The sequence below is a fragment of the Tenacibaculum piscium genome (genome assembly GCF_021390755.1).
GTDB lineage: Bacteria > Bacteroidota > Bacteroidia > Flavobacteriales > Flavobacteriaceae > Polaribacter > Polaribacter piscius.
In genome coordinates, this window is sequence record NZ_JAJGWR010000003.1 from 43523 (window position 1) to 65276 (window position 21754).

Sequence of the window (21754 nt, forward strand, 5' to 3'; positions counted from 1 at the left end):
AAAATATGTCTTCTTGTTGGAGCGAACCTATGTGTTCGCCCTCTTTTTTGATGTGTATTTTTGTTATCTATTAATTTTTGATATTAATCGGCTCATTAAATCATTCATTTGTGTTGATATTGATAATTTAACGACTACAAATAAATAGATAGAAATAATTAAAATACTTTTTAGGCTGATATTAATAATTGGGTCAATTCTGATACTTTTTATTGAAAATTCAGGGATAGAAAAGTTCCAGAAATAGAAAGTTAAAAACAGGATTATAATTATCAGAATCATTTGTAATGTTTTCATTGTATATGGAAACATTTTCAATTTACGATGTACAAACCAAAGTTTAAAGGCGTTAAAAGTTACGACTGCTAATAGGGTTGCTAGTGCTAAACCTTCTGTTCCCATTCCAATATCATTATAAAAGAATACATTTAAGTAGGTAACCATAAGTGCCATTCCTATTCCGATTGGCATGGTAATTCTATAAAATTTTGAATTTTGAATAATCGCTCCGTTATTTCCTAAAGACATCATAAATAATTTTGCTCCTGAAATTAATAAAACCACTAAACCACCTCCAGCATAGTTTTTATTGGGCATTATTTTGAACAGCTCTGCAACATTACAATTCACTAAAATAAAAAATAAGCCACCAATTAATAATAAATTAATCGCACTTTTATGATACAAACTATTGGTTTCTTTATCGTTATTTTCGTTGATAGCTTTTGATGTTAATGGTTGTAAAATTTGTCCCATTGCTCGGCTTGGCGCTTCGATAAAACTTCCAATAAACAACGCTACGCCGTAATATGCGGCGGTTGCAAAACCTTCTTTTCCAGGAATCATTATTTTATCGATATCCAAAACCAATGCCCCCGCACTTCCTGCTAAAACAATATAAAATGAATAACGTAACACTTCCTTAAAGTTATAAGGCAAGGTAAAAGTTAGCTTAGGCGTGTACAATTTAAAAGCATAAATAAGCATCAAAAAAGTTCTTATAATATATGCAATGGTCATATAATATAAAAATTCTTGTTTGGTTATGATATCAAAATTTACAGCAAATAATAAGGTCATAATAGCGACTCTGTTGTAAAGTTCTTTTAAAACATTCCCAAAAACCGATTGCATTTGTACTTTTGCCCACGAATAAAAAACTTCGAAATACGCACAGCAAACGGCAATTATATAAATATAAATCGTATAATTTTCGATAATTAAATTACCTTCAATATTACTTTTTGATATGTAACTCATAATTAAATTATGAAAAACATCCCAACAAAAACCGATCGGCAAGGCTATTAATAAGGGTAAAAAAAGTATGGAACTTAAAAAGCTATCTTTTTCTTTTTTAGTTTTATAGGCGGAAAAAAATTTAACAATCGTAAATTGAATTCCTAACGCCATAACGGGCATTAATAAATTGGATGCGGCAAATACATAAGTTGCCAACCCATAATATTCATCTTTTAAAAAACGAGCATATAAAAATATGGTATTTATTCCACCAATTAAAAATCCTAAATAGATAATTATGGTGTTTTTAATTGATTGTCTTAATACGATTCCCAATTTATGAATTTATTAATTTGATGATTGATTGATATATTTTTTCGCCAACATTATTCCCGTATAATGCTTCTTTAAAGCTTTTTTTAGTCTTCAAAAACTTCTGAAATGCCTTGTTTATTTCCTTCGGATTTGTTGCCGTAATTTTAGCATATCCGTTGCTTACAAGCTCTGTCCATTCGGTTTCTTCTCTTGCAATAATGCAATATTTTTTATTAAAAAATGCTTCTTTTTGAAGTCCTCCACTATCGGTAACGACCAAATTACAATTTTTTAAAAGTTCGAGCATATCAAAATAACCAACAGGATTTATAAAGGTGATTTTCGGTTTTAATCCGTATAAATCGAGCATTTTTTTTGTCCGAGGATGCAACGGCATGACCACTTTTTTTGTTTTATTGATTTCTTCTAACCCTAAAAAAACATTGGTCAATTTTTGTTTATCATCCGTATTTTCTTGTCTGTGAATAGTTGCTAATACAAACTCATTTTTTGTCAAGTTTAAATCAGCAATAACTGTTGATTTTTCTTCGGAAAAAGCACCGTAAAACTCCACAGCATCTTTCATAATATCGCCATGTTGCTCAATTTTAATAGCTAGATTATCAAAACCTTCTTGTTTTAAATTATCGATAGCAACTTGTGTCGGACAACTTAATAAATCGGCAATTCTATCGGTTATAATTCGATTTATTTCTTCGGGCATTTGCATATTATACGAACGTAATCCCGCTTCTATATGCACTACTTTTACATGTAATTTCTTTGCTGATAAAGCCCCTGCAACCGTAGAATTTGTATCGCCATAAACCACAATTGCATCGGGTTTTTCTACTAGTAAAATTTCTTCAATTTTTTCGAGCATTTGCCCAGTCATCGCACCATGATTTAAACCATTGATGTTTAAATTATATTTTGGCTTCGGAATTTGCATTTCATCAAAAAAAACAGCGCTCATATTGGCATCAAAATGCTGCCCTGTATGCACAATTATTTCTTCAATTTCTTGATGATTTTTTATGACTCTGCTTAACACCGCACCTTTTACAAACTGAGGCCTGGCTCCTAATATGGTTACTATTTTTTTCAAGGATTTACTACTTGTTTAAGTATTACTGATAATTGTTTGGTTAACTCCTTTCGATGATATTGTTCTATATTTTTTGATGAAACTTGCAACCTATTTTCTTTGTAGCTTTTATACAAATTTAAAACCGATTTTTTAATCGCTTCTTTATTATCAAAATCAACAATAATTCCTGAATTGGTGTTTTTTAAGATTTCTGCTAAATCGCCATCTTCAGGACCGATTGCTAAGATAGGGCGTTTTGCTTGTAAATATTCAAAAATTTTACCTGTTATAATTCCTTTAGCACTAGGAACTTTATTTACAGCAAGCAATAAAACTTGTGAATTACACTGATATTTTTGTACTTCTTTGTGTGGAACGTAATTTATTTTTTCAACTTTTTTAAATTGATACTTTTCTAAATCAGCAACTACATCATCCGATAATTTACCGATTAATTTTATCTCTAAATCATTTTTAAAAGCGTTATTTTCTTCGGATAATTCAGCCAAAGCCCTCCATAAAATGGTCGGATTTCTATCTGAATTCATTAATCCGATATGTGTTATTGAAAATTTATCATCTAAAATAACCTTGTTTTTTTCATTTTCTGATGAATCGTATCCGTTGGTTATTACATGAATATTTTTTGAAAATTTTTTATAATTTTCTTTCATAGTTTCACCAACTACAAGCGTTGCATCCGCATTTTTTAAAACTTGCTGTTCTAATTGATGATGTTTTTTAATGGCTTTTTTAGTTAATGGTAACTGATGAAAATAATCAATATCCGTCCACGGGTCACGAAAATCTGCAATCCATTTTATGTTTAATTTTTGCTTTAATTTCAAGCCGATTAAATGCAAACTATGCGGAGGACCTGTGGTAATAATGGCATCAATATTATTTTCTGATAAATATTTTTCTAAATATTTTACGGATGGTTTAATCCAAAATTTACGAGCATCAGGAATAAAATAATTTGCTCTTATATATTGTAATATTTTTCCAAAAAAAGTTGGATTCGGATTTAAAAAACCCGCACTTGTTTTAGTTTCCTTCTTTTTAAATATTGCTAAAAAATCGTTCGGTTCATAAATTGATTTTTTGATAACTTCAATATTTTTTGGCACATCATTTTCGAGAGAAGCATCAATAATTGGATACTTAGCTTCATCAACAGTGTAAACAACGGGTTCAATATTAAAATCTCGTAAATATTTTACAAATTTCAACCAACGTTGTACGCCCGAACCGCCCGAAGGAACCCAATAATAAGTAATAATTAGTACTTTCAAATTATAAATTAGCGTATAAATTAATTAATTCTTCTGATGTTTTATCCCAAGTAAAACGATTGTTTACAAACTCTTTTCCGTTAATTGCTAACGTTTCTCTTAAAGAAGTATTATGGTATAATTCCAAAACTTTTGCTGTAAAATCGGCTATATTTTCGGCTTCATGTACCAAGCCAGAATTTACATGTTTTACTAAATTTTCTTGAGCTGTTGCATTGCTTACCAACAAAGGTATTCCTAAACTCATATATTGAAATAATTTATTTGCGTAGGTTGTATCGTGATGAATATTTCTGTGTAAAGGCGATAAACAAACGTCACTATTAACAATATAATTCTGAAAAGTACTTTCATTTTGCCATCCTTCAAAAATAACTACTTTATTTAAGGCTAACTTATTTACACTATTTTCAAGTTCTGAACTTACTTTTCCAACAATTACAAATCGTATATTTTTAATACTTTTTTGTAATTCTGGTAAACTTTCTATAACAGTTTTTAAACCTCTTCTTTCGCCTGTATCACCGATATATAATAAATTGAAAGTTGTATCTTTTTTAGCTGATGTTTCAATATTCTGATAAAAAGATTTTCGAACCGTATTAGGAACAACGGCAATATTTGTAGCTTTTATTTGAGTTCTGGTTAATACTTCTTTTTTAGCTTCCTCGGTTACAACAATCAGTTTTGATGCTTTATTTATTAATTCGGCTTCTTTACGTTGCCATTTTTTTACGGAGATTAAAACATTGGCAGGAAACTTTTTTAAATGCGGATAAAACTTCATTATCTGCGGACGATTTTCGTGCAAATCTAACACTACAGGAAGTTTCTTTTTATTCGCTAAAAAAACAGCTTCGGCAACTACCATATCGTGTACATGAATTACATCGATTTTATAAATAGCTAAAAAATCAGCAATTTTATTTTTCATCAAATAAGAATAAAACGGAATTGTATAGGCCAATGCCGACAATTTATACTCTATTTTATTTGATGAATATCTGACTACTTCAATGCCACTTATAAGCTCTTTTTTTTGATTTCCGTAAGTTAAGCAAAACAAAAACACTTGATGTCGTTGTTTTTGAAGCTCAATTGCTTCGTTTTCAACTCTAGGATCAGGCGGAAATGTTTTATCTAAAATCATTCCTATCCTCTTGCCTATTTTGATGTCTTTTTTCATTTTTTCACGACTGTTTTTCTGCGTAAACAGCGTAATATCTTGGCGTAAACTTTCTTAAAATGGGTCTAATTCCTATTTGATTTATAGGACTTGTCCATTTATTAGTATCTAAAATTTTCCAGCCCGATTTTTCTAATAACCAATCATATTGCCAATCTTCAAATTCATGATAATGCCTATCCCACATATCAGTTTTACTTCTGTACGCATCTACAAACCATAATTTTAAAGGTACAGTTGTTACAATTTTTGTAGTTTCTATCGCTCTTAAAACATTAAAAGGCGCTATTAAATGCTCAAAAATTTCAAAAGCCGTTACAACATCAACTTTATAATTTTTAACAATTTCTGGCAACAAATCTAAATCATCGCCTTCGGTGTTATAAACCGTATAACCATTTTCTTCCATTATTTCAGAAAAAGGATTCCGAACACCTAAATCTAAAATAACTGCAGGTGCAGGCACATTTTTCTTTAAAAATTCTAGCGTATGATGATATCTTTTTTTAGGAAGTTTTTTGTACATTTTTAATATTTAAACAACAATTTTAAGTTTAGTTTTTAGTTTTTTTCTTTCGGATAAAAAACCAACCCATCGGAATCAATAATAATAAAGCGTATGAAAATAACGTAATTTTATTTCCTGTTTGTATTATTTTCGGCTCGTATTTAAAGACAATTTCATGGTTTCCTTTTGGTATTTCCATACCTCTAAGTACATAATTAACTTGATAATGTTCAGTTTTAACGCCATCTAAATAAGCATTCCAACCATCTTTATAATAAATTTCTGAAAACACAGCAAACTGATTTTCTTGCGTATCAGTTTTATAAACTAGCGTTGTAACATCATTTTTGATTAATGATATTGTAGCTGTTGAATCTCTTTTAAATTTATTAGCTTTCGTATAATTTTTCGCATTAATTACAGCTGATGTTTTAGTATTTAAACTATCTAAAGCAACTATTTCTTCATCTGCCGATGTAACAATTTTTAAATTATTTACAAACCATGCATTTCCATTTGCGTCAGTATTTTCTTGTAATTTATCATCACCAACAATAAAGTATTTTGCATTTAGCATATTTAATACTTCAATATTATTTTTAGAAATTTGATAATCAAATAATTCTTGATATCGCTTCATTTTAGCCGCATGATATCCTCCTATCGAATTATGAAAATAAGATGTTCTTCCATCTTGCATTGGGTTTACACTAAAATTTGCTACACGATAATGGCTCTTATCTTTTAAAATTTCTTTATCAGTTTCGGTTGCCGTAAATGGTTTTAAAACTTTTCTTGCTGATGTAAAATCTTCTTTATTTACGTATTTAATATCAACAGAAACTAAATCAAAAATAATTAAAGCTCCTAAAATTATTATAACAGGTACTTGTTTTAATTTCCCTTTCAGATAAAACCACAATAATATAGCTGATGCTAAAATCAATAAAAAAGAACGAACACTATCATTAAATAACATGGCTTTTCTATCAGCAATTAAGGCATCAATTAAAGTTGGTAATTCTTGATATTGAGCATCTCTTAATCCTTCAAAAGCAAATAAACTAGATCCGAAAAGTGCAAATAATAAAGTAATTCCTCCTAAAACATAAAAAGCATTTTTTAAGGCATTTTCTTTTTCTTCGGATGTAACTTTTGATGAAAACAAATCACGTAAAGCAATAATTCCTAATAATGGAACGCATAATTCTGCAATTACTTGAATTGATGAAACTGCTCTAAATTTATTATACAACGGAACATAATCAATAAAAAAATTAGTGATTCCAGCAAAATTTTTCCCCCAACTTAATACTATTGAAAAAATAGTTGCCGATACTAACCAATATTTTAAACGTCCTTTTACTAAGAAAACACCTAAAAAGAACAAGAAAAATAAAATTGCTCCAATATATGCGGGCGCTTCTACAATTGGTTGTATTCCCCAATAAGTTAAAACTTGCTTTGAATACTCTTTAGCAACATTTCTACCTGCATTTTTTTCTAAAGTTTGATAAAAATTAGAATCTGAATTTAATTCTTCAACAGTTCCACCGCCCATAAAACGAGGAATTATCAAATTAAAAGTTTCAGCAATTCCGTAACTATATTCTGTGATATACGATTTATCTAAACCTGTTGATTTTTCTTTTGGAGAGCCATCTGGATTAATCGTTAATGCCGATTTTCCTCGAGTACTAAAATCGCTATATTCTTTCATCGATAATAATCGAGTTGAATTTACACCCAAACCAATCGCCATCGCTGCAACTAAAACAGCTGCTTGCTTTGCAAATACCGATAAATTTTTAGTTTTAAAAGCTTCAATAAATTCAACAATTGCCAAAATTAATAAGCAAAAACCTAAATAATAGGTCATTTGTGGATGATTTGTGTACACTTCTAACGCCATCGCCAAAGAAGTTAAGACAAATCCTAACAAATATTTTTTTCTAAAGATGTATAAAACACCTGCAATTACCATCGGCATATAACCGATTGCGTGGGCTTTTGCATTGTGTCCTGCTCCAAAAATAATGATTAAATACGTAGAAAACCCGAAGGATAAACTTCCTAAAATGGCTAATTTCCAATCTACTTTTAAAGCCGTTAATAAGATAAAAAATCCGAAGAAATATAAAAACAAATAATCGGCCGGGCGTGGTAAAAAACGAATTACTTTATCAATATAACGCACAAAATCGTTCGGATAATACGCACTAACCTGATATGCAGGCATTCCGCTAAACGCATTTCCTAGCCAATATGGTTCTTCATTTTTTTCAATTCGATACTCTTTTACCTGTTTAGACATTCCTATAAACTGCGTAATATCGCCTTGTTTGAGCTGTTTTCCGCTTAAAACAGGATTGAAATACAACAACGATATAATCGCAAAAACAACCAATGTTATTGCATAGGGAATCAATTTTTTATAATTCATAAGATATGAATGCTTATTTTTTTGTCGTGTTATTTTAGTGTTTTACTAATCTATTTCTTCGAAATCAACATATTCACCCACCGAATCATTACTTTTTCTGATGTTTTTTGAGGAATTTTCTGGCTTTTTATCAACCACCGTTTTTCCTATTTCAACATCGTTTTGTTGTTGATTATATGATCGGTTTTGCTGATTTTGTTGCTGATTGTTAAACTGTTGCTCCGCTTTTTTCTGAACTTTATCAACCGCCTTTTTAAGGAGATAAGGTCCAAATAATTTCATTAGAAATTTACCCGTATAATAAATTAGTACTAGTATTAATATTGTTCTTAAAAAATTCATAGGTCCAGCTTCATTTAAATGTATCATCATAAATTTTAATAAAAAATTAATCAAAAATAACAATTTGAACTAAAAGGAAGCGTTAAGACTTTACAAAACTTATATTTAATTGTAAATTGTATTTTATGTATGTTTGTAGTAATTGTATAATTTTTGTATAAATTGATTTTATAACATGATAAAAAAACTCCTTTTACTTTTTGTTTTTTGTACTTCCATAGCTGTAAACGCTCAATATACAACGGTTATAAACTCAAATCGCCCAGGATTTTCGCAAAGCCCATACAGTGTTGGTTTAGGCGTATATCAATTTGAATCTAGCATTTTTTTAAAAAAAACAAATCCAATTCCACTTTTTAGTAATCCTGAAGCCTTAGGACTAAATTTATTATTTAGAACCAGTTTTTTTACCGAAAAATTAGAATTAAATGTAAATACCTCCTTCCAAAGAGATAAAATTGCATTTAAAAATATTTTTGAATCCTCTTATAATCAAATAGGATTAAGCAAATTGACGCTAGGAGCTAAATATTTAGTATACGCTCCAAAATACGAAAATAAAAAAGAAGAAATTAGAAGCTGGAAAAAAAGATACGCCTTCGATTTTAAAAGATGGATTCCACATGTTGGAATCTATGCAGGAGCTAATTTTGGAAGTGTTTTAAACGGCTATCATCAACAAGAAAGTATTAGTCCGAAGGCTGGAATTTTACTTCAAAATGAATTTTCAGACCAATTATACGTAATCACCAATTTATATTACGATAATATTGGTACTGATTTTTCAGAATACTCCTACATTGTTACCGCTACCCGAAATTTTAACGATTATTGGTCGGGATTTGCAGAAATCCAAGGAGTTTTTAATCCAAAGAAAAATAAAACAAATGTAGGAATTGGTGCCGCCTATCTATTTAGTGAAAACTTACAATTTAATGCTTCAGTTAGAGGGATTTTAGAACAGAAAGAACTAGGATTATACACCGCTATTGGAGCATCCTATCGAATAAATAAACACAAAGATAAATTTATTGAAGTTGATGAATTTGGTAATAAAATTGAAGAACAAGAAGATATAAAATATGATGAAAATAAAGGATTCTTCGGACGTTTTATCGCCAAAATTAAAGGACTCTTTAAAAAGAAAGATACTCAAAAAGTAATCGTAAAAGATGGTGAAAATGAAGAAGAAATAACCATCGAAAAACCAAGAAGAGAACGTTCAAAATCATTAATTGATGTAATTACCAAAGAGGACAAAAAAGCAAAGAAAAAAACTAGTAAAGCACAACGAAAAGCTGATAAAAAAGCCAAAAAGAAAGCTAAAAAAGAAAGCAAAAACAAAGAAAAAGAACGCCTGAAACAAGAAAAAGAATTCATAAAAGCTCAAGAAAAACAAGCCAAAGAAAAGGAAAAAGAACGCCTGAAACTTGAAAAAGAAATCAAAGACTTAGAAGAAGATTTACTTAAAGAAGAAGAAGAAAATCAGAAACAAGAACAAGAAGATAAGCAAGACGAAAAGCAAGAAGAGAAACAAGAAGACGCAAAAAAATCAGAAGAGAAATAATTAAAAATACTACCTTTGTTTCATGATTGAAATTAAAGAAATATTTTCTAAAAAGGAAATGAAACAATTTGTAAAGTTTCCTTTTTCTCTTTATAAAGATAACAAAAACTGGGTGCCGCCTATTATTAATGATGAAGTTGATATCTTTGACAAAGATAAAAATCCCGTTTTTGAATACGCTAAAGCACATTTTTTTATCGCTTTGATAAATAATAAAATTGTCGGACGTGTCGTTGCTATTATCAATACGTATGAAATTGAAAAACAAGGCATCAAAAAAATACGCTTCGGTTGGTTTGATGCTATTGATAATCTAAAAGTTACCCAAGCATTACTTGAAAAAGTAAAAGAAATTGGACGAAAACACAATTTAAAATTTATAGAAGGTCCTGTTGGATTTAATAATTTAGATAAAACAGGCGTTTTAGTAGAAGGTTTTGACCATATTGGAACTATGATTACTTGGTATAATCATCCGTATTATGCCAAACATTTTGAACAATTAGGCTTCCTAAAAGAAAAAGAATATCTAGAAAGTAAATTCCTTTTTAAAAATGTAGATGACGTAAAATATGGAAAAGCAAGTCGCTTAATTCAAAGACGTTACGGCTTAAAACCACTCGATTTTACTTCTACAAAAAAAATAATGCCTTATGTTGATGAAATGTTTGAATTGTTTAGTAAATCTTATTCGAAATTATCAACGTATGTGCCTATTTCCGACGCACAAATTCAACATTTTAAAGAAAAATACATCAGTTTTATCAATCCTGAATATATAAAATTCGTAGTCGATAAAAATGATAAATTAGTCGCCTTTGCTATTGTAATGCCCTCTTTTTCAAAAGCATTACAAAAAGCAAATGGAAAACTTTTTCCCTTCGGAATTTTTCACCTACTCAATGCTCGTAAAAATTCTAAAGATGTTACTTTTTATCTAATAGGTGTTGCTCCTGAATATCAAAATAAAGGCGTTATTGCTATTATTTTTAAACAATATTGTGAAACTTTTGCTAAAAAAGGCATCATAAATTGTATCAGAACGCCTGAATTAGAGGATAATACCGCAATCCATCAAATTTGGAAAGACTTTGATCCGACAACACACAAAAGAAGAAGAACCTATAAACTTGATTTATAATGCAGTTATTTTTTAATCCTGATATTACCACAGCAACCAAACAAATTACTTTTGATAAAGAAGAAAGTAGACATATTGTACGCGTTTTAAGAAAAAAAGAAGGCGATATTTTACACATAACAAACGGCGCTGGTTTTTTATTTTCGGTATCAATAACAATTGCTAATGATAAAAGATGTCTTACAACTGTCGTTAACTATCAGGAAAAACCAAATAATCGTAATTATTATCTGCACGTTGCCATTGCACCAACCAAAAATAATGATCGATTGGAATGGTTTTTAGAAAAAGCAACTGAAATCGGAATTGATGAAATTACGCCGATTATTTGTGATAATTCTGAAAGAAAAATAATTAAAATTGAACGATTGAATAAAATCGTACAATCAGCAATGAAACAATCCTTACAATTTACCTTGCCAAAACTGAATAATCCTATAAAATTATCAGAATTTTTAAAACAAGATTTTACTTCAGAACAACTATTTATTGCACATTGTGAAGAAAATATTGAAAAAAAATTATTAAAAAATAGTACCGATAAAAATGCGAACTATACAATTTTAATCGGTCCTGAAGGTGATTTCTCATCAAAAGAGATAGAAAAATGTTTAAACCTTAATTTTCAACCTATTTCTTTAGGACAAAATCGATTACGTACCGAAACTGCTGGTTTAAATGTAGTGCAGACTATTGGTTTTATGCATCAGTAACTGTATATTTGAACCCAAAATTTCCTAGTGAATACGAAAGATATATTCGATTTATTCTTAATTGTTAGTGCTTTACATGGTTTTGCGTTTAATATCATTCTTCTTTGTTCTAAGAACGGAAGAGAAAAAAGCATGCTTTATTTAAATTTATTAATTTTTGTTATTTCTTTAAATAATATTCAATCATGGGGATTAGAACGAAATTTATTACAACATAAATTTACCTTAAATTATCTGCAAATTCCTTGGCACTTTTTAGCGATGCCCTTTTTATATATGTTTTTAATTCATTATTTAAAAATCGCTAAAAAATCGTACAATTTATTAAAAATAATACTTCCCATGTTTTTAGTAATTGTAATTACACAAGTTATTTTTATGTATAATTACAATGTTGATGATGCTCCTGAAAAATTAAATCGCATATACGAACAATATAGTTCTTTCGAAGAAGGAATCAGCCTATTGGTTTCTTTAATTATTTTTTCATATTCCTTTTTTGTCCTTAATAGAAAAGAAAAAATTAGGTCTAAAATACTTACTTTTGATAGTCTAAAATGGCTACATACTTTTTTTAAACTAACAGCTGTCGGTTATGTATTATGGTTATTTGCTCTTGGTATCAAAATTAAATTAAACTTTACAAGCTTTATTTTCTCCTATTATCCACTTAGAGTTTACACAACATTACTTATTTACTGGGTCGGTTATCAGGGATTAAGACAATTAAGAATTTCTAAAGAACGTAAACAAATTAGAAAATCATTATTAATAAACTTAAAGTTAGAGGAATTAAAAAAATCAGAATTAAAGGAGACATTAAAAGAAATACCTCTAATTCTCCCCATTTCTACTGTAAATCATCAACCAATAACCACCAGCACACCTGCTGAAACGGTTGCTTCAAATACTGAAAAAAATTCTTTAGCCAAACAAAAAGAACAATTCTTAGAAATTGATACTTTTATTAATAATCATAAAAAATTCTTATTAGCTAAATATACCTTACAAAATTTATCAAAAGATATTAAATTGAGTTCAAGTACACTTTCATTGATTATCAATAATGTTGCGGACAAATCTTTTACCGATTATATTAATGAAAAGAAAGTTGCACAAGCAAAAATATTTTTACTTGATGCTAATTATTCAAATTATACAATTACCTCAATTGGTTTAGAATCTGGTTTTAATTCAAAATCGACTTTTTTTACTGTTTTCAAAAAACTATCAGGATATACTCCTGTTCAATTTAAAAAGGAACAACTTTTAAAAAAATAGTTAAATTTTTAGCTAAAAATGGTTCGAAATCACCCAATCTGGATGATTTAACACTCTTTTTGTATTTATTCTAGTAAATTTGCATCAGAAACTTTGAAAGGGTTTTTTACAATTTTAAAAAAGTTATTAAGTTTTCTTAATAATGAAAAAGAGGAGTGTTATATTTTAAAAACATCAATAGTGATACTATTGATGTTTTTTTTTATTCTTTTTATAGCTTACATTTAGAAACTATAAACGTATATTCTACATGAAAAACACAAAAAACATCTTACTTTTTTTATTTTTTATACATTGCATTAGTATTTTTGGACAACAAATAGCCATTTTAAAATATAAAGGAGGCGGTGATTGGTACGCAAATCCAACAGCTTTACCTAACTTAATTGAATTTTGCAATTCGAATAGCAATACTGCTATTGATTCAAAAATTGAGACTGCAACACTTGAAGATGATACAATCCAAAATTATCCAATTATTTTTATTACAGGACACGGAAATATATTTTTTTCTGAACAAGAAGCTATCAATCTTAAAAATTATTTAATTGCTGGAGGATTTTTACATATTTCTGATAATTATGGTTTAAATCCATATATCCGAAAGGCAATGAAAAAAGTGTTTCCTTCCCTCGATTTTAAAGAAATACCGAATAAACATCCTATTTATCATCAAAATTTTTCTTTTGATAATGGACTCCCTAAAATTCATGAACATGATGCAAAACCAGCACAAGGATTTGGACTTTTTCACAAGGGACGTTTGGTTGTTTTTTACGATTATCAAAGTGATTTAAATGATGGCTGGGAAGATGAAGTAATTCATCATGATCCTGAAGAAATACGATTAAAAGCATTAAAAATGGGAGCAAATATTATAACATACGCTTTTACGCATTAATAATTTTGCAATTATTTTAAATATTCTTAAATATTTAGTCTTGCATCAAAATAGCATTCTGAATATCTTCTTGAATTTTTGTTCGGATATTACTTTTAATAAGTCCTCTATTTCTCATCGTTGGATACACTCTATTTGATAGAAAAACATACACAATATCAGTCGCAGGATCTACCCAAGTATAAGTCCCTGTAAAACCACTATGTCCAAAACTGGTATCGGAAACACAGCCACAAGTTGCCTTAATTTTAGGGTTTAATTGTGGTTTATCGAACCCTAAACCTCTACGTACTTTTCTATCTTGATAATAGCGTTTATTAAATTTATCAATCGTTTCAGAGGCTAAATATTTTTTATCGCCATAATTTCCACCTTGCAAATATAATTGCATGATTTTCCCCACATCATTGGCATTTGAAAACAAGCCTGCATGTCCTCCAACACCTCCAATCATGGCGGCTCCCATGTCATGCACATAGCCGTGGACTAATTGATTTCGGTAATACGTATCTCTTTCGGTAGGTACAATTTCAGATTTAGAGAATTTTTCGAGTGGTAAATATGTAGTTCTATCAGCTCCTAATCCACTGTAAAAAAAATCATCTACTAAAATATTTAAAGGTTCTTTATACTTTAATTCGATAATTTCTTTAAACATATAATAGCCTAAATCGCTATATTTATAGCCTCTTTTTTTACGTTGTTTGGCATCTACAATCTGTTTATAAATCGAATCTTTATAACTATCTTTCATATAAAGATGATTCGCTATTTTGATATTAAAATCTTTTGAGCGTTTATTTCGATAATATTTAGTATCATTTCTACCTGTTTTTTCATCTTTCGTACGTAAGTAGAAAGGAATCCAAGAACGCAAACGTCCATAATGCGATAGTATTTCTTTTAATAAAATAGTATCTTTATTTGAATCTTTATATCTAGGTAAAATATCGCCTAAACTAGCGTATAAACTTATTTTTTTTTCTTCCTCGGCTTTCATTATCATCGGCAGAGAAGCTAAAATTTTGGTTAGAGAAGCTAAATCATAAATATCTGATTTCTTAACAGCTTTTTTTTTTGAAAAAGTATGAAATCCGAAGCTTTTATGATAGATTACTTTTCCATTTTTAGCGACAAAAATTTGTCCTCCAGGTGCCATTTTTTTCATCAAAATAGTATCAATTCTTTTATCTATTATGGCTAATTTTTCTGATGATACGCCTGCTTCTTCAGGAATTGTATATTGAAAAACATTCATTCCTTTTATAAAAAGACCTGTTCCTTCTTTTATATTTTGATGAATTGAAACGGGTAGTTTTCCTTTTAAATCGAAGGCTCCGAACAATCCTTGTGCCGATAATTCTTGCGATAAAACACTATTTTGATATGAAACAACGACACTTTCTATATTTTCAAAAGAGTTAACCTTCAATAAACTATACGGATTTGCAAATACGTTTAAAATAACCTTATTATTTTTACTGATTTCTTGCAACCAAGTAACTTCTTTATGTGAAAATTGATATCCTTTCCACGGATTTTTATTCGATTTATGGAACCCAACAATTACTAAATTATATTGTTGAAGTTTTTGCAATAATAGGCTTAAATTATCTGCTGAAACAACATCTACTTTCGTGTAATTTTTCAACATATTCACAAATGGTTTTCCGCTATCATCACCTAAAGATACGTAAGCTATTTTTTTATTTTTCAGATTTCTGATAGGTAAAATAGTATCGTTATTTTTCACAACGGTGATGGCATTTTTTATTAATTTCCGATGTAATACTTCATCATAAGGTGAATTAATATCCGAAATTATATTTTGAGTTTCAATAGGTTTATACGTATCAAGCCCTACTAAATACTTTGCTTTTAATATTTTTTCTACGGAATGATTTAAGCGATTTTCGGTAATTTTTCCTATTAATACAGCATCTTTTAGTAAACGAATTGTTTCTGGAATATCTTGAGGAATTAATAACACATCGTTACCTGCTAAAATTGCGGCAACATTGATAGCTGCTGGCGATGAATAATTTGCAGCTCCTTTCATATTTAAGCCATCGGTAATTATTAAGCCTTTAAATCCTAATTTTTCTTGTAATAAATCAGTTACAACATTTTTTGATAATGATGAAGGTAATTTCACATTCGATTCTAATGCTGGAATGCTTAAATGTGCCGTCATAACGCTGGCTACACCTTTTTCAAACATTTTTTTAAACGGATATAATTCAATAGAATCTAAGCGTTGTTCATCAAAATGAATAGTAGGCAATGTTAGGTGCGAATCGGCAGCGGTATCGCCATGACCTGGAAAATGTTTTGCATTTGCCAATACACCAACACTTTGCATTCCTTTGGTAAAAGCGATGGCTTTTCGGGTTACATTTTCTTTATTTTCGCCAAAAGAACGGTTTCCAATAATCGGATTTTTCGGATTTGTATTAATATCGACCACTGGAGCAAAATTAATATGAATCCCTACTCTTTTACAGTGTTCACCAATTCTTTTCCCTGTTTCTATGAGTAATTTATCATCTTGAATTGCTCCCAAAGTCATGTTCCAAGGAAAACGATACGTATTTTTTAAACGCATATCCAATCCCCATTCTCCGTCAAAACCAATTAATAACGGCACTTTTGAAACTGCCTGATATTTGTTATTCAACGCAACTTGTTTGTCTGGCGTACCTTGCATAAAAATTAAATTACCAACATGATACTTTTTTATCATATTGGTAATAAAATTTTGATGTTTTTCACCCTTATTAGAATAGGCTTGTATCATAAATAACTGTCCTATTTTTTCATCAATAGACATGGAATTTAAAATAGCATCTACCCATTTTTGTTGACTCTCAACATCTTTTACAGATAATGGATCGTTAAGTATTGGCGTTTTTGAAATACCTGTTTGCTGTGCTTGTATAAACTGAATACAAGTAAAAACAAGTATTGTAAGTATCTTTTTCATAATCTTTCTGCGTACTTTTTACACTTTTTTACACTTTTTTACAAATTTTTATAAATTTTTTGTATTTTTTTGTATTTTTTTGTAAAATTAGTGTTTTCTTATTTTTTGTGAATTTTAAGTATTTATCTTATACTAAAAATCGTTGATGCCAACTTTTATCGGCAGTAACTTCCCAATTGGTTTCAAAATCTTTTTTAGTTGCCACCATATTATTGAAAACAACTGTTTCTGCGGTAACTTTTGCTGCTTTTGCTAATTCTTGAAATGTTGGTAATTTAACAACTTTAATGCTGTCTTGCTTTTTAAAAGATACATTCATTTTATTCATTAAATCGATTCTTAATTCGTCTTCTAATTCTTTGATAAAACGAACTGAAGCATCAATAGCACAACCAGAAACAGCATTAAAGCTTTCATCAACACCGAGCACAAAAAACTGATTGTATTTTAAGGTAAATGATCCTTTTAAATCTTCGCCATGACGTGTCCAACTATCAATAAAAAGAATCGCTTTTGCACAAATATATTCTACTTCTTCGATGCTAAATGCTCTATCGGCTTGGTATACCCAAACTCTTGAATCTTCTGGTAAATTACTGTATTCTGTAAACATTTTTTATTTTTTTTTATATAAACTTCCTATTTAGAAAGTATTATTTTTTAGGATATTATCTTAAATTAAATTTTTGCTGTAAGGCTTGTAATTTTTCGGTATCGCTCATTTTCTTTTTTGGCACAACCATTCTTTTTTTGATGTCACGCAATACTTTTTTGGTATAAAGTGGGAAATCGGCATTTTGAATCCAAGCATTATATCCTGGATTTTCTTTAAAAACTTCCACAACGGTACGTCCTTTATATTTACCGAATGAAAAAATTTCTTCATCGTTATCATTCATCAAAATAAAACCTGCAAAATCGGCACGTTTTCCATGACTTGAATAATCACTTAAAGCCGATACCGTATTTTCGATATCATTATATTTATCTAATTGTGCTAATAAAATTTCGTAGGTTGCATTTGTATCGGCCTCTGCTCCGTGTGCTCCTACGAGTTCTTTTCCGCAATAAAATTGATATCCAGCACTTAAAGTTCGCTGTTCTTTTTTATGATAAATTACTTGAACATCAATCGCTTTTCTATTTGTCATATCAAAATCGATGCCAGCTCTCATTAATTCTTCGGCTAATACAGGAATATCGAATCTATTAGAGTTGAATCCTGCTAAATCAGCATCAGCAATCATTTCATTAATGGTTGGCGCTAACTGTTTAAAGGTAGGCTCATTGGCTATTTTTTCATTGGTAATTCCATGGATTTCTGACGATGCTAAAGGAATTTCCATTTCAGGATTTACTAACCATGTTTTACTTTCTTTAGTTCCGTTTGGAAATACTTTTAAAATAGCAATTTCTACGACTCTATCCTTTGCAATATTGATTCCTGTGGTTTCTAAATCAAAAAATATAATTGGTTTTGTTAAGTTTAATTCCATTTTTTAAGGCAATGTTTTTAAATATTCAAATAACGTATATTGCTATTTTCCTTCGGGATAAAAATACAAAAATATCCTATTTTAGGACTGTTTTTCTTTAGAATCCTTAAAATTAAAAATCAAGAGATTATCTTTACAAAAAAGTAATAAAATGGCGTATCAAAAAACAACGTTAAAAACTAAAAATGACGTTTTATCCTTGGAAGAACTTCATTTAACCAAGAAAACAAGAAGTAAGATTGATCAATTAATAGAAGAGTTTAGTTATATTGATGCACTTCAAAAGTTTAATATTCCTGTTGATAATAAAATCATATTGCACGGACATACAGGATGTGGAAAAACAGCTACGGCGAATGCTATCGGAAAGGCATTAGATAAAAAAGTCATTACGTTAAATTTAGGCGGATTTGTATCTTCTAAATTAGGAGAAACGGCAAAAAACATTGCTGATGTTTTCAAAAATGCCTCTTACGAAAATGCTATTTTATTTATTGATGAATTTGATTTCATTGGTAAAACTCGCGATTACGACACCAAAGATTCGGGAGAAATGAAGCGTTTGGTTAATACGTTAATTCAACAAATTGATAATTTATCGGACAGCGCAATGTTGCTTGGAGCGACCAATCATATTGATATTATTGACACTGCTTTATTGCGTCGTTTTCAAATTCGATTGCACTATAAACTTCCTTCAAAACAGAAATTAAACGCGTATTATGATAGTATTTTAGCTAATTTCCCTTCGAATATTAACACTGTAAAACGTCGTTACAATATTTCGTATGCTGAAGTTAAAGATGTTATTTATCAGCAAATAAAAAGAAATATTATTCGTTTAGAAAAAGAAAAAAAGAAGCTTCAAGTTTAAGAGCCTGTTTAAAAATTAAATTAAAACTAAATTCTCGTCATGCTGAATTTATTTCAGCATCGCATCAACAGGAGAACTACGGCAAATCAGAATGTGAAACTGAAATAAATTCAGTTTGACGGATTCGATTCCTTATTTTTCTGTTATATATTTTTTTTCTGATTATTTTCGTCTATTTTTTGAAGCATAAAAAACAAGAATCCACTTAAAAAATACAATAACACATCTACGCTATCTGCTGTATATCGTGGATGTGTTTTGGGTAAAAAATATTCAAAAATAACGGCATATAAACCACTACAATACAGTATAATCCAAAGAGGAAGTTGATATTTTTTATCATTTTTACTCCAACGTAAAACATATAAACTAATCGTTAAAACGATAGGAATTATTAAAAAATCATTGACATAAAAATTAATAATTTCGGGTAATTTAACGGCTTTTTTTTGAGCAATATAAATACTACTTCCAAGAATTGCAGAAAATATTGCATATATTTCAAGTAGATTTTTCATGTTTTTTTCATAATTATCCTGCGGCGAGCATTGCGATTGCCCAAGCCAAGCCCGCTCCTATTAAACTGACGACTAAAAAAGCGGCATATAAAATCCAGCCTGCAACTCTGTATAAAAAGAATGGATGTTTTTTTAAACGTGTTGCTAAATTCGGATTTTCCAATGCTTTTTTTGCTTCTTTAACCTGATTGGCAACAAATTCTTCTTCTTTTAAAGCTCTCTTTTTTTGATAAGAAATTAAAGTATTACAATTTTCACAATACTCTTTATTTGTATTAAATACGCCACAATTAGGGCATTTAATGTTTCTTGTAATACTCATTTTTCAACTATTTTTAAATGATTTTGAATGATTTTGAATGATTTTGAATGATTTTATATCTGAAGAATAAATTTAATTAAAAGTTAAAATTTATTCTTTAAATTCGCAAATTACTTAACTAAACAACTTTATTAGCTTGATAAAAACTTCTAAGTTACTTGATTTCTTTAAAAAGAAAAAAGCTGAAAAAATAATCATTAGATGTGATATTGATTTTATTACCATAAACGAAACACTCCTTGTTTTTCCTACCAATTATACGACTTTAGTACACATTTTAGGCAAGCCTGATAGAGAAATAAAAAAGACAAATTACTATATGTTTTGGGACGTTCATGGCATTTATTGTAGCTATACGAATAGCCAATATATTTTATCTATAAACGCCTATCAATATACGAATAATAACATCAAAAATAACAGTATCTATGCTACTAAAAAATTATTTAGCGGTGAATTATATTTAAATGAAGAACGTATTACTTATAGTGAATTTGGTAAAATTTCGTTAGGAAAGGTTGCCATTCATCGATTAGGAAAAGAAACTGATTTTAGGTTGGGTTTTAATGTCGGTATTAATAAAATTTATGCTAAAAAATAATTTTAAGTCTTTTTTTAACGCTTCTTTTAAATCTATTTTAATTCTTGTTTTAGCTCTTGAATTGTTTTATTAGTTGTACTTAATTTATCGATGATAATTTCTCTTAAAACATCGATATCTTGCTCAAAATAAATTGCCCATTTATATTCTTTAAATAGGATTTGAATTTGTTTTAAACGTTGATGTGCAAATTCAGAAGTCATTAAAAAACAATTATTTGTTTCTTCTTTTTTTAAACGTTGAATTTTAGCTTGTTTTTCAGGATAATCTACTTCTAGATAAAAAACTTTATCGGTATTATTTAGCGGATAAAAATCATTCCAATTGGCAAAACCGACATAATAATCTTGGCTTTTATAGTGTTCAATTCCTTGAATTTTCCAGCGACAATTAGCGACTCTTCCCCAATGATTTGAATATCGAAATACGCCTTTATCAGTATAAAAATACAAACTTCCCGATTTACTTTGATAATGAGCCGATTTTCCTTCAAAAAAAGTGATTTCTTTCGATTCGAACTCACAATAGGTGTATCTAAAAAAATTAAATTTATGATATTTCATTCATCAAAAATACACAAAGTCATTTAATTTTAAGAACCTATAAAGTGAAAATAAAAACGAGTTGTCAAAATGACAACTCGTTTTAGTAATAGCAATTCTCCCTTCAAACAAACTAAAAATAAAAACTATTATTTTTTTTTAAAAACCTGAACCTCCTAAATCACCTCCTCCCGGAATAGGCGATTGAGCTTGTGCTTTTTGAGGATTCAAAATTAAATACGTTCCTAAAGCAGTTAATGCAGTGTATTTTCCGTATTTCCCGATTTTTTTCAAGGCTTCTTTACGGTCTATTTTTGATGTTTTATTAGACTCCTTATTAATTTCTTTCATCTTTTTTATTTTTAAAATTTTAGCTATTTTGGATTAATTTTAA

General features: G+C 29.2%; 21 protein-coding genes. 7 read left to right on the plus strand and 14 right to left on the minus strand.

Translation table 11 applies throughout. From position 1 onward, the window contains the following. Nucleotides 1-63: 63 nt before the first annotated feature. From L0U72_RS06405 to L0U72_RS06435, 7 genes are read right to left on the minus strand one after another with little or no spacing between them, the layout of a single operon-like run. Nucleotides 64-1578 (minus strand): lipopolysaccharide biosynthesis protein, encoded by a 1515-nt coding sequence (locus L0U72_RS06405; RefSeq protein ID WP_233898698.1) that lies wholly within the window; start codon nt 1576-1578, stop codon nt 64-66. Between the two features lies 1 nt (nt 1579). Continuing rightward, complete coding sequence (gene wecB / locus L0U72_RS06410) at nt 1580-2665, minus strand: non-hydrolyzing UDP-N-acetylglucosamine 2-epimerase (RefSeq protein WP_233898699.1); 1086 nt, start codon at nt 2663-2665, stop codon at nt 1580-1582. Next, nucleotides 2662-3942 carry a glycosyltransferase family 4 protein gene (locus L0U72_RS06415; protein ID WP_233898700.1) on the minus strand — a complete coding sequence of 427 codons (1281 nt, stop codon included), beginning with the start codon at nt 3940-3942 and terminating at the stop codon, nt 2662-2664. The genes wecB and L0U72_RS06415 overlap by 4 nt, the downstream gene beginning before the upstream one ends. Before the next feature lies 1 nt (nt 3943). Then, entirely contained in the window at nt 3944-5128 is a 1185-nt protein-coding gene (locus L0U72_RS06420; RefSeq protein WP_233898701.1) for a glycosyltransferase family 4 protein, read from the minus strand. 4 nt (nt 5129-5132) lie between these two features. After that, nucleotides 5133-5654 (minus strand): class I SAM-dependent methyltransferase, encoded by a 522-nt coding sequence (locus L0U72_RS06425; RefSeq protein ID WP_233898702.1) that lies wholly within the window; start codon nt 5652-5654, stop codon nt 5133-5135. Between the two features lie 28 nt (nt 5655-5682). Then, complete coding sequence (locus L0U72_RS06430; protein ID WP_233898703.1) at nt 5683-8079, minus strand: YfhO family protein; 2397 nt, start codon at nt 8077-8079, stop codon at nt 5683-5685. A gap of 45 nt (nt 8080-8124) precedes the next feature. Further along, entirely contained in the window at nt 8125-8451 is a 327-nt protein-coding gene (locus L0U72_RS06435) for a DUF4834 family protein (RefSeq protein WP_233861428.1), read from the minus strand. Nucleotides 8452-8596: 145 nt separating this feature from the next. On the opposite strand from L0U72_RS06435, the gene L0U72_RS06440 reads away from it, so the two are divergent. The 5 genes from L0U72_RS06440 to L0U72_RS06460 all read left to right on the plus strand — a co-directional run bounded on the left by L0U72_RS06440 (nt 8597) and on the right by L0U72_RS06460 (nt 14024). Beyond that, nucleotides 8597-9988, plus strand: coding sequence for a transporter (locus tag L0U72_RS06440; protein WP_233898704.1), 1392 nt, complete (start codon nt 8597-8599; stop codon nt 9986-9988). Between the two features lie 22 nt (nt 9989-10010). Next, on the plus strand, nt 10011-11129 hold the full coding sequence (locus L0U72_RS06445; RefSeq protein ID WP_233897459.1) for a GTP cyclohydrolase: 1119 nt from the start codon (nt 10011-10013) through the stop codon (nt 11127-11129). Then, nucleotides 11129-11842, plus strand: coding sequence for a 16S rRNA (uracil(1498)-N(3))-methyltransferase (locus L0U72_RS06450; RefSeq protein ID WP_233897458.1), 714 nt, complete (start codon nt 11129-11131; stop codon nt 11840-11842). The genes L0U72_RS06445 and L0U72_RS06450 overlap by 1 nt, the downstream gene beginning before the upstream one ends. 27 nt (nt 11843-11869) lie before the next feature. Then, nucleotides 11870-13123: a helix-turn-helix domain-containing protein gene (locus L0U72_RS06455; RefSeq protein ID WP_233898705.1), complete on the plus strand. Its 1254-nt coding sequence runs from the start codon at nt 11870-11872 to the stop codon at nt 13121-13123. A gap of 250 nt (nt 13124-13373) precedes the next feature. Then, on the plus strand, nt 13374-14024 hold the full coding sequence (locus L0U72_RS06460; RefSeq protein ID WP_233898706.1) for a DUF4159 domain-containing protein: 651 nt from the start codon (nt 13374-13376) through the stop codon (nt 14022-14024). A gap of 34 nt (nt 14025-14058) precedes the next feature. Here L0U72_RS06460 and L0U72_RS06465 read toward each other — a convergent pair whose 3' ends face one another. From L0U72_RS06465 to L0U72_RS06475, 3 genes are all read right to left on the minus strand, one after another. Further along, the gene (locus L0U72_RS06465) at nt 14059-17007 is read right to left on the minus strand and encodes a glycoside hydrolase family 3 N-terminal domain-containing protein (RefSeq protein ID WP_233898707.1); all 2949 of its coding nucleotides are present in this window, start codon (nt 17005-17007) and stop codon (nt 14059-14061) included. Between the two features lie 127 nt (nt 17008-17134). Further along, nucleotides 17135-17620 (minus strand): ABC transporter ATPase, encoded by a 486-nt coding sequence (locus L0U72_RS06470; RefSeq protein WP_101916548.1) that lies wholly within the window; start codon nt 17618-17620, stop codon nt 17135-17137. A 55-nt stretch (nt 17621-17675) separates the two neighbouring features. Then, on the minus strand, nt 17676-18503 hold the full coding sequence (locus L0U72_RS06475) for a 3'-5' exonuclease (RefSeq protein WP_233883456.1): 828 nt from the start codon (nt 18501-18503) through the stop codon (nt 17676-17678). Nucleotides 18504-18654: 151 nt separating this feature from the next. Between L0U72_RS06475 and L0U72_RS06480 the strand changes: the two genes are divergently transcribed. Next, nucleotides 18655-19377 (plus strand): AAA family ATPase, encoded by a 723-nt coding sequence (locus L0U72_RS06480; protein ID WP_233861422.1) that lies wholly within the window; start codon nt 18655-18657, stop codon nt 19375-19377. Nucleotides 19378-19520: 143 nt separating this feature from the next. Here the strand turns inward: L0U72_RS06480 and L0U72_RS06485 are convergent, their stop codons facing one another. Further along, the gene (locus tag L0U72_RS06485) at nt 19521-19895 is read right to left on the minus strand and encodes a hypothetical protein (protein ID WP_233898708.1); all 375 of its coding nucleotides are present in this window, start codon (nt 19893-19895) and stop codon (nt 19521-19523) included. A 13-nt stretch (nt 19896-19908) separates the two neighbouring features. Continuing rightward, nucleotides 19909-20217 carry a hypothetical protein gene (locus tag L0U72_RS06490; RefSeq protein ID WP_101916552.1) on the minus strand — a complete coding sequence of 103 codons (309 nt, stop codon included), beginning with the start codon at nt 20215-20217 and terminating at the stop codon, nt 19909-19911. Between the two features lie 136 nt (nt 20218-20353). Between L0U72_RS06490 and L0U72_RS06495 the strand changes: the two genes are divergently transcribed. Next, entirely contained in the window at nt 20354-20818 is a 465-nt protein-coding gene (locus tag L0U72_RS06495) for a DUF7738 domain-containing protein (protein WP_233898709.1), read from the plus strand. A 32-nt stretch (nt 20819-20850) separates the two neighbouring features. Here L0U72_RS06495 and L0U72_RS06500 read toward each other — a convergent pair whose 3' ends face one another. Together L0U72_RS06500 and L0U72_RS06505 are read right to left on the minus strand one after the other, a co-directional pair. Continuing rightward, nucleotides 20851-21381: a hypothetical protein gene (locus L0U72_RS06500; protein ID WP_233898710.1), complete on the minus strand. Its 531-nt coding sequence runs from the start codon at nt 21379-21381 to the stop codon at nt 20851-20853. Nucleotides 21382-21519: 138 nt separating this feature from the next. After that, on the minus strand, nt 21520-21711 hold the full coding sequence (locus L0U72_RS06505) for a hypothetical protein (protein ID WP_101916505.1): 192 nt from the start codon (nt 21709-21711) through the stop codon (nt 21520-21522). Between the last annotated feature and the right edge of the window lie 43 nt (nt 21712-21754).

What these genes read in the sequence shown, in the direction of transcription:
- L0U72_RS06505 (WP_101916505.1), bottom strand. Translation starts at nt 21,711, where the DNA reads ATGAAAGAAATTAATAAGGAGTCTAATAAAACATCAAAAATAGACCGT.
- L0U72_RS06420 (WP_233898701.1), bottom strand. Translation starts at nt 5,128, where the DNA reads ATGAAAAAAGACATCAAAATAGGCAAGAGGATAGGAATGATTTTAGAT.
- L0U72_RS06500 (WP_233898710.1), bottom strand. Translation starts at nt 21,381, where the DNA reads ATGAAATATCATAAATTTAATTTTTTTAGATACACCTATTGTGAGTTC.
- L0U72_RS06435 (WP_233861428.1), bottom strand. Translation starts at nt 8,451, where the DNA reads ATGATGATACATTTAAATGAAGCTGGACCTATGAATTTTTTAAGAACA.
- L0U72_RS06460 (WP_233898706.1), top strand. Translation starts at nt 13,374, where the DNA reads ATGAAAAACACAAAAAACATCTTACTTTTTTTATTTTTTATACATTGC.
- L0U72_RS06470 (WP_101916548.1), bottom strand. Translation starts at nt 17,620, where the DNA reads ATGTTTACAGAATACAGTAATTTACCAGAAGATTCAAGAGTTTGGGTA.
- L0U72_RS06440 (WP_233898704.1), top strand. Translation starts at nt 8,597, where the DNA reads ATGATAAAAAAACTCCTTTTACTTTTTGTTTTTTGTACTTCCATAGCT.
- L0U72_RS06430 (WP_233898703.1), bottom strand. Translation starts at nt 8,079, where the DNA reads ATGAATTATAAAAAATTGATTCCCTATGCAATAACATTGGTTGTTTTT.
- L0U72_RS06485 (WP_233898708.1), bottom strand. Translation starts at nt 19,895, where the DNA reads ATGAAAAATCTACTTGAAATATATGCAATATTTTCTGCAATTCTTGGA.
- L0U72_RS06465 (WP_233898707.1), bottom strand. Translation starts at nt 17,007, where the DNA reads ATGAAAAAGATACTTACAATACTTGTTTTTACTTGTATTCAGTTTATA.
- L0U72_RS06425 (WP_233898702.1), bottom strand. Translation starts at nt 5,654, where the DNA reads ATGTACAAAAAACTTCCTAAAAAAAGATATCATCATACGCTAGAATTT.
- L0U72_RS06475 (WP_233883456.1), bottom strand. Translation starts at nt 18,503, where the DNA reads ATGGAATTAAACTTAACAAAACCAATTATATTTTTTGATTTAGAAACC.
- L0U72_RS06450 (WP_233897458.1), top strand. Translation starts at nt 11,129, where the DNA reads ATGCAGTTATTTTTTAATCCTGATATTACCACAGCAACCAAACAAATT.
- L0U72_RS06490 (WP_101916552.1), bottom strand. Translation starts at nt 20,217, where the DNA reads ATGAGTATTACAAGAAACATTAAATGCCCTAATTGTGGCGTATTTAAT.
- L0U72_RS06480 (WP_233861422.1), top strand. Translation starts at nt 18,655, where the DNA reads ATGGCGTATCAAAAAACAACGTTAAAAACTAAAAATGACGTTTTATCC.
- L0U72_RS06445 (WP_233897459.1), top strand. Translation starts at nt 10,011, where the DNA reads ATGATTGAAATTAAAGAAATATTTTCTAAAAAGGAAATGAAACAATTT.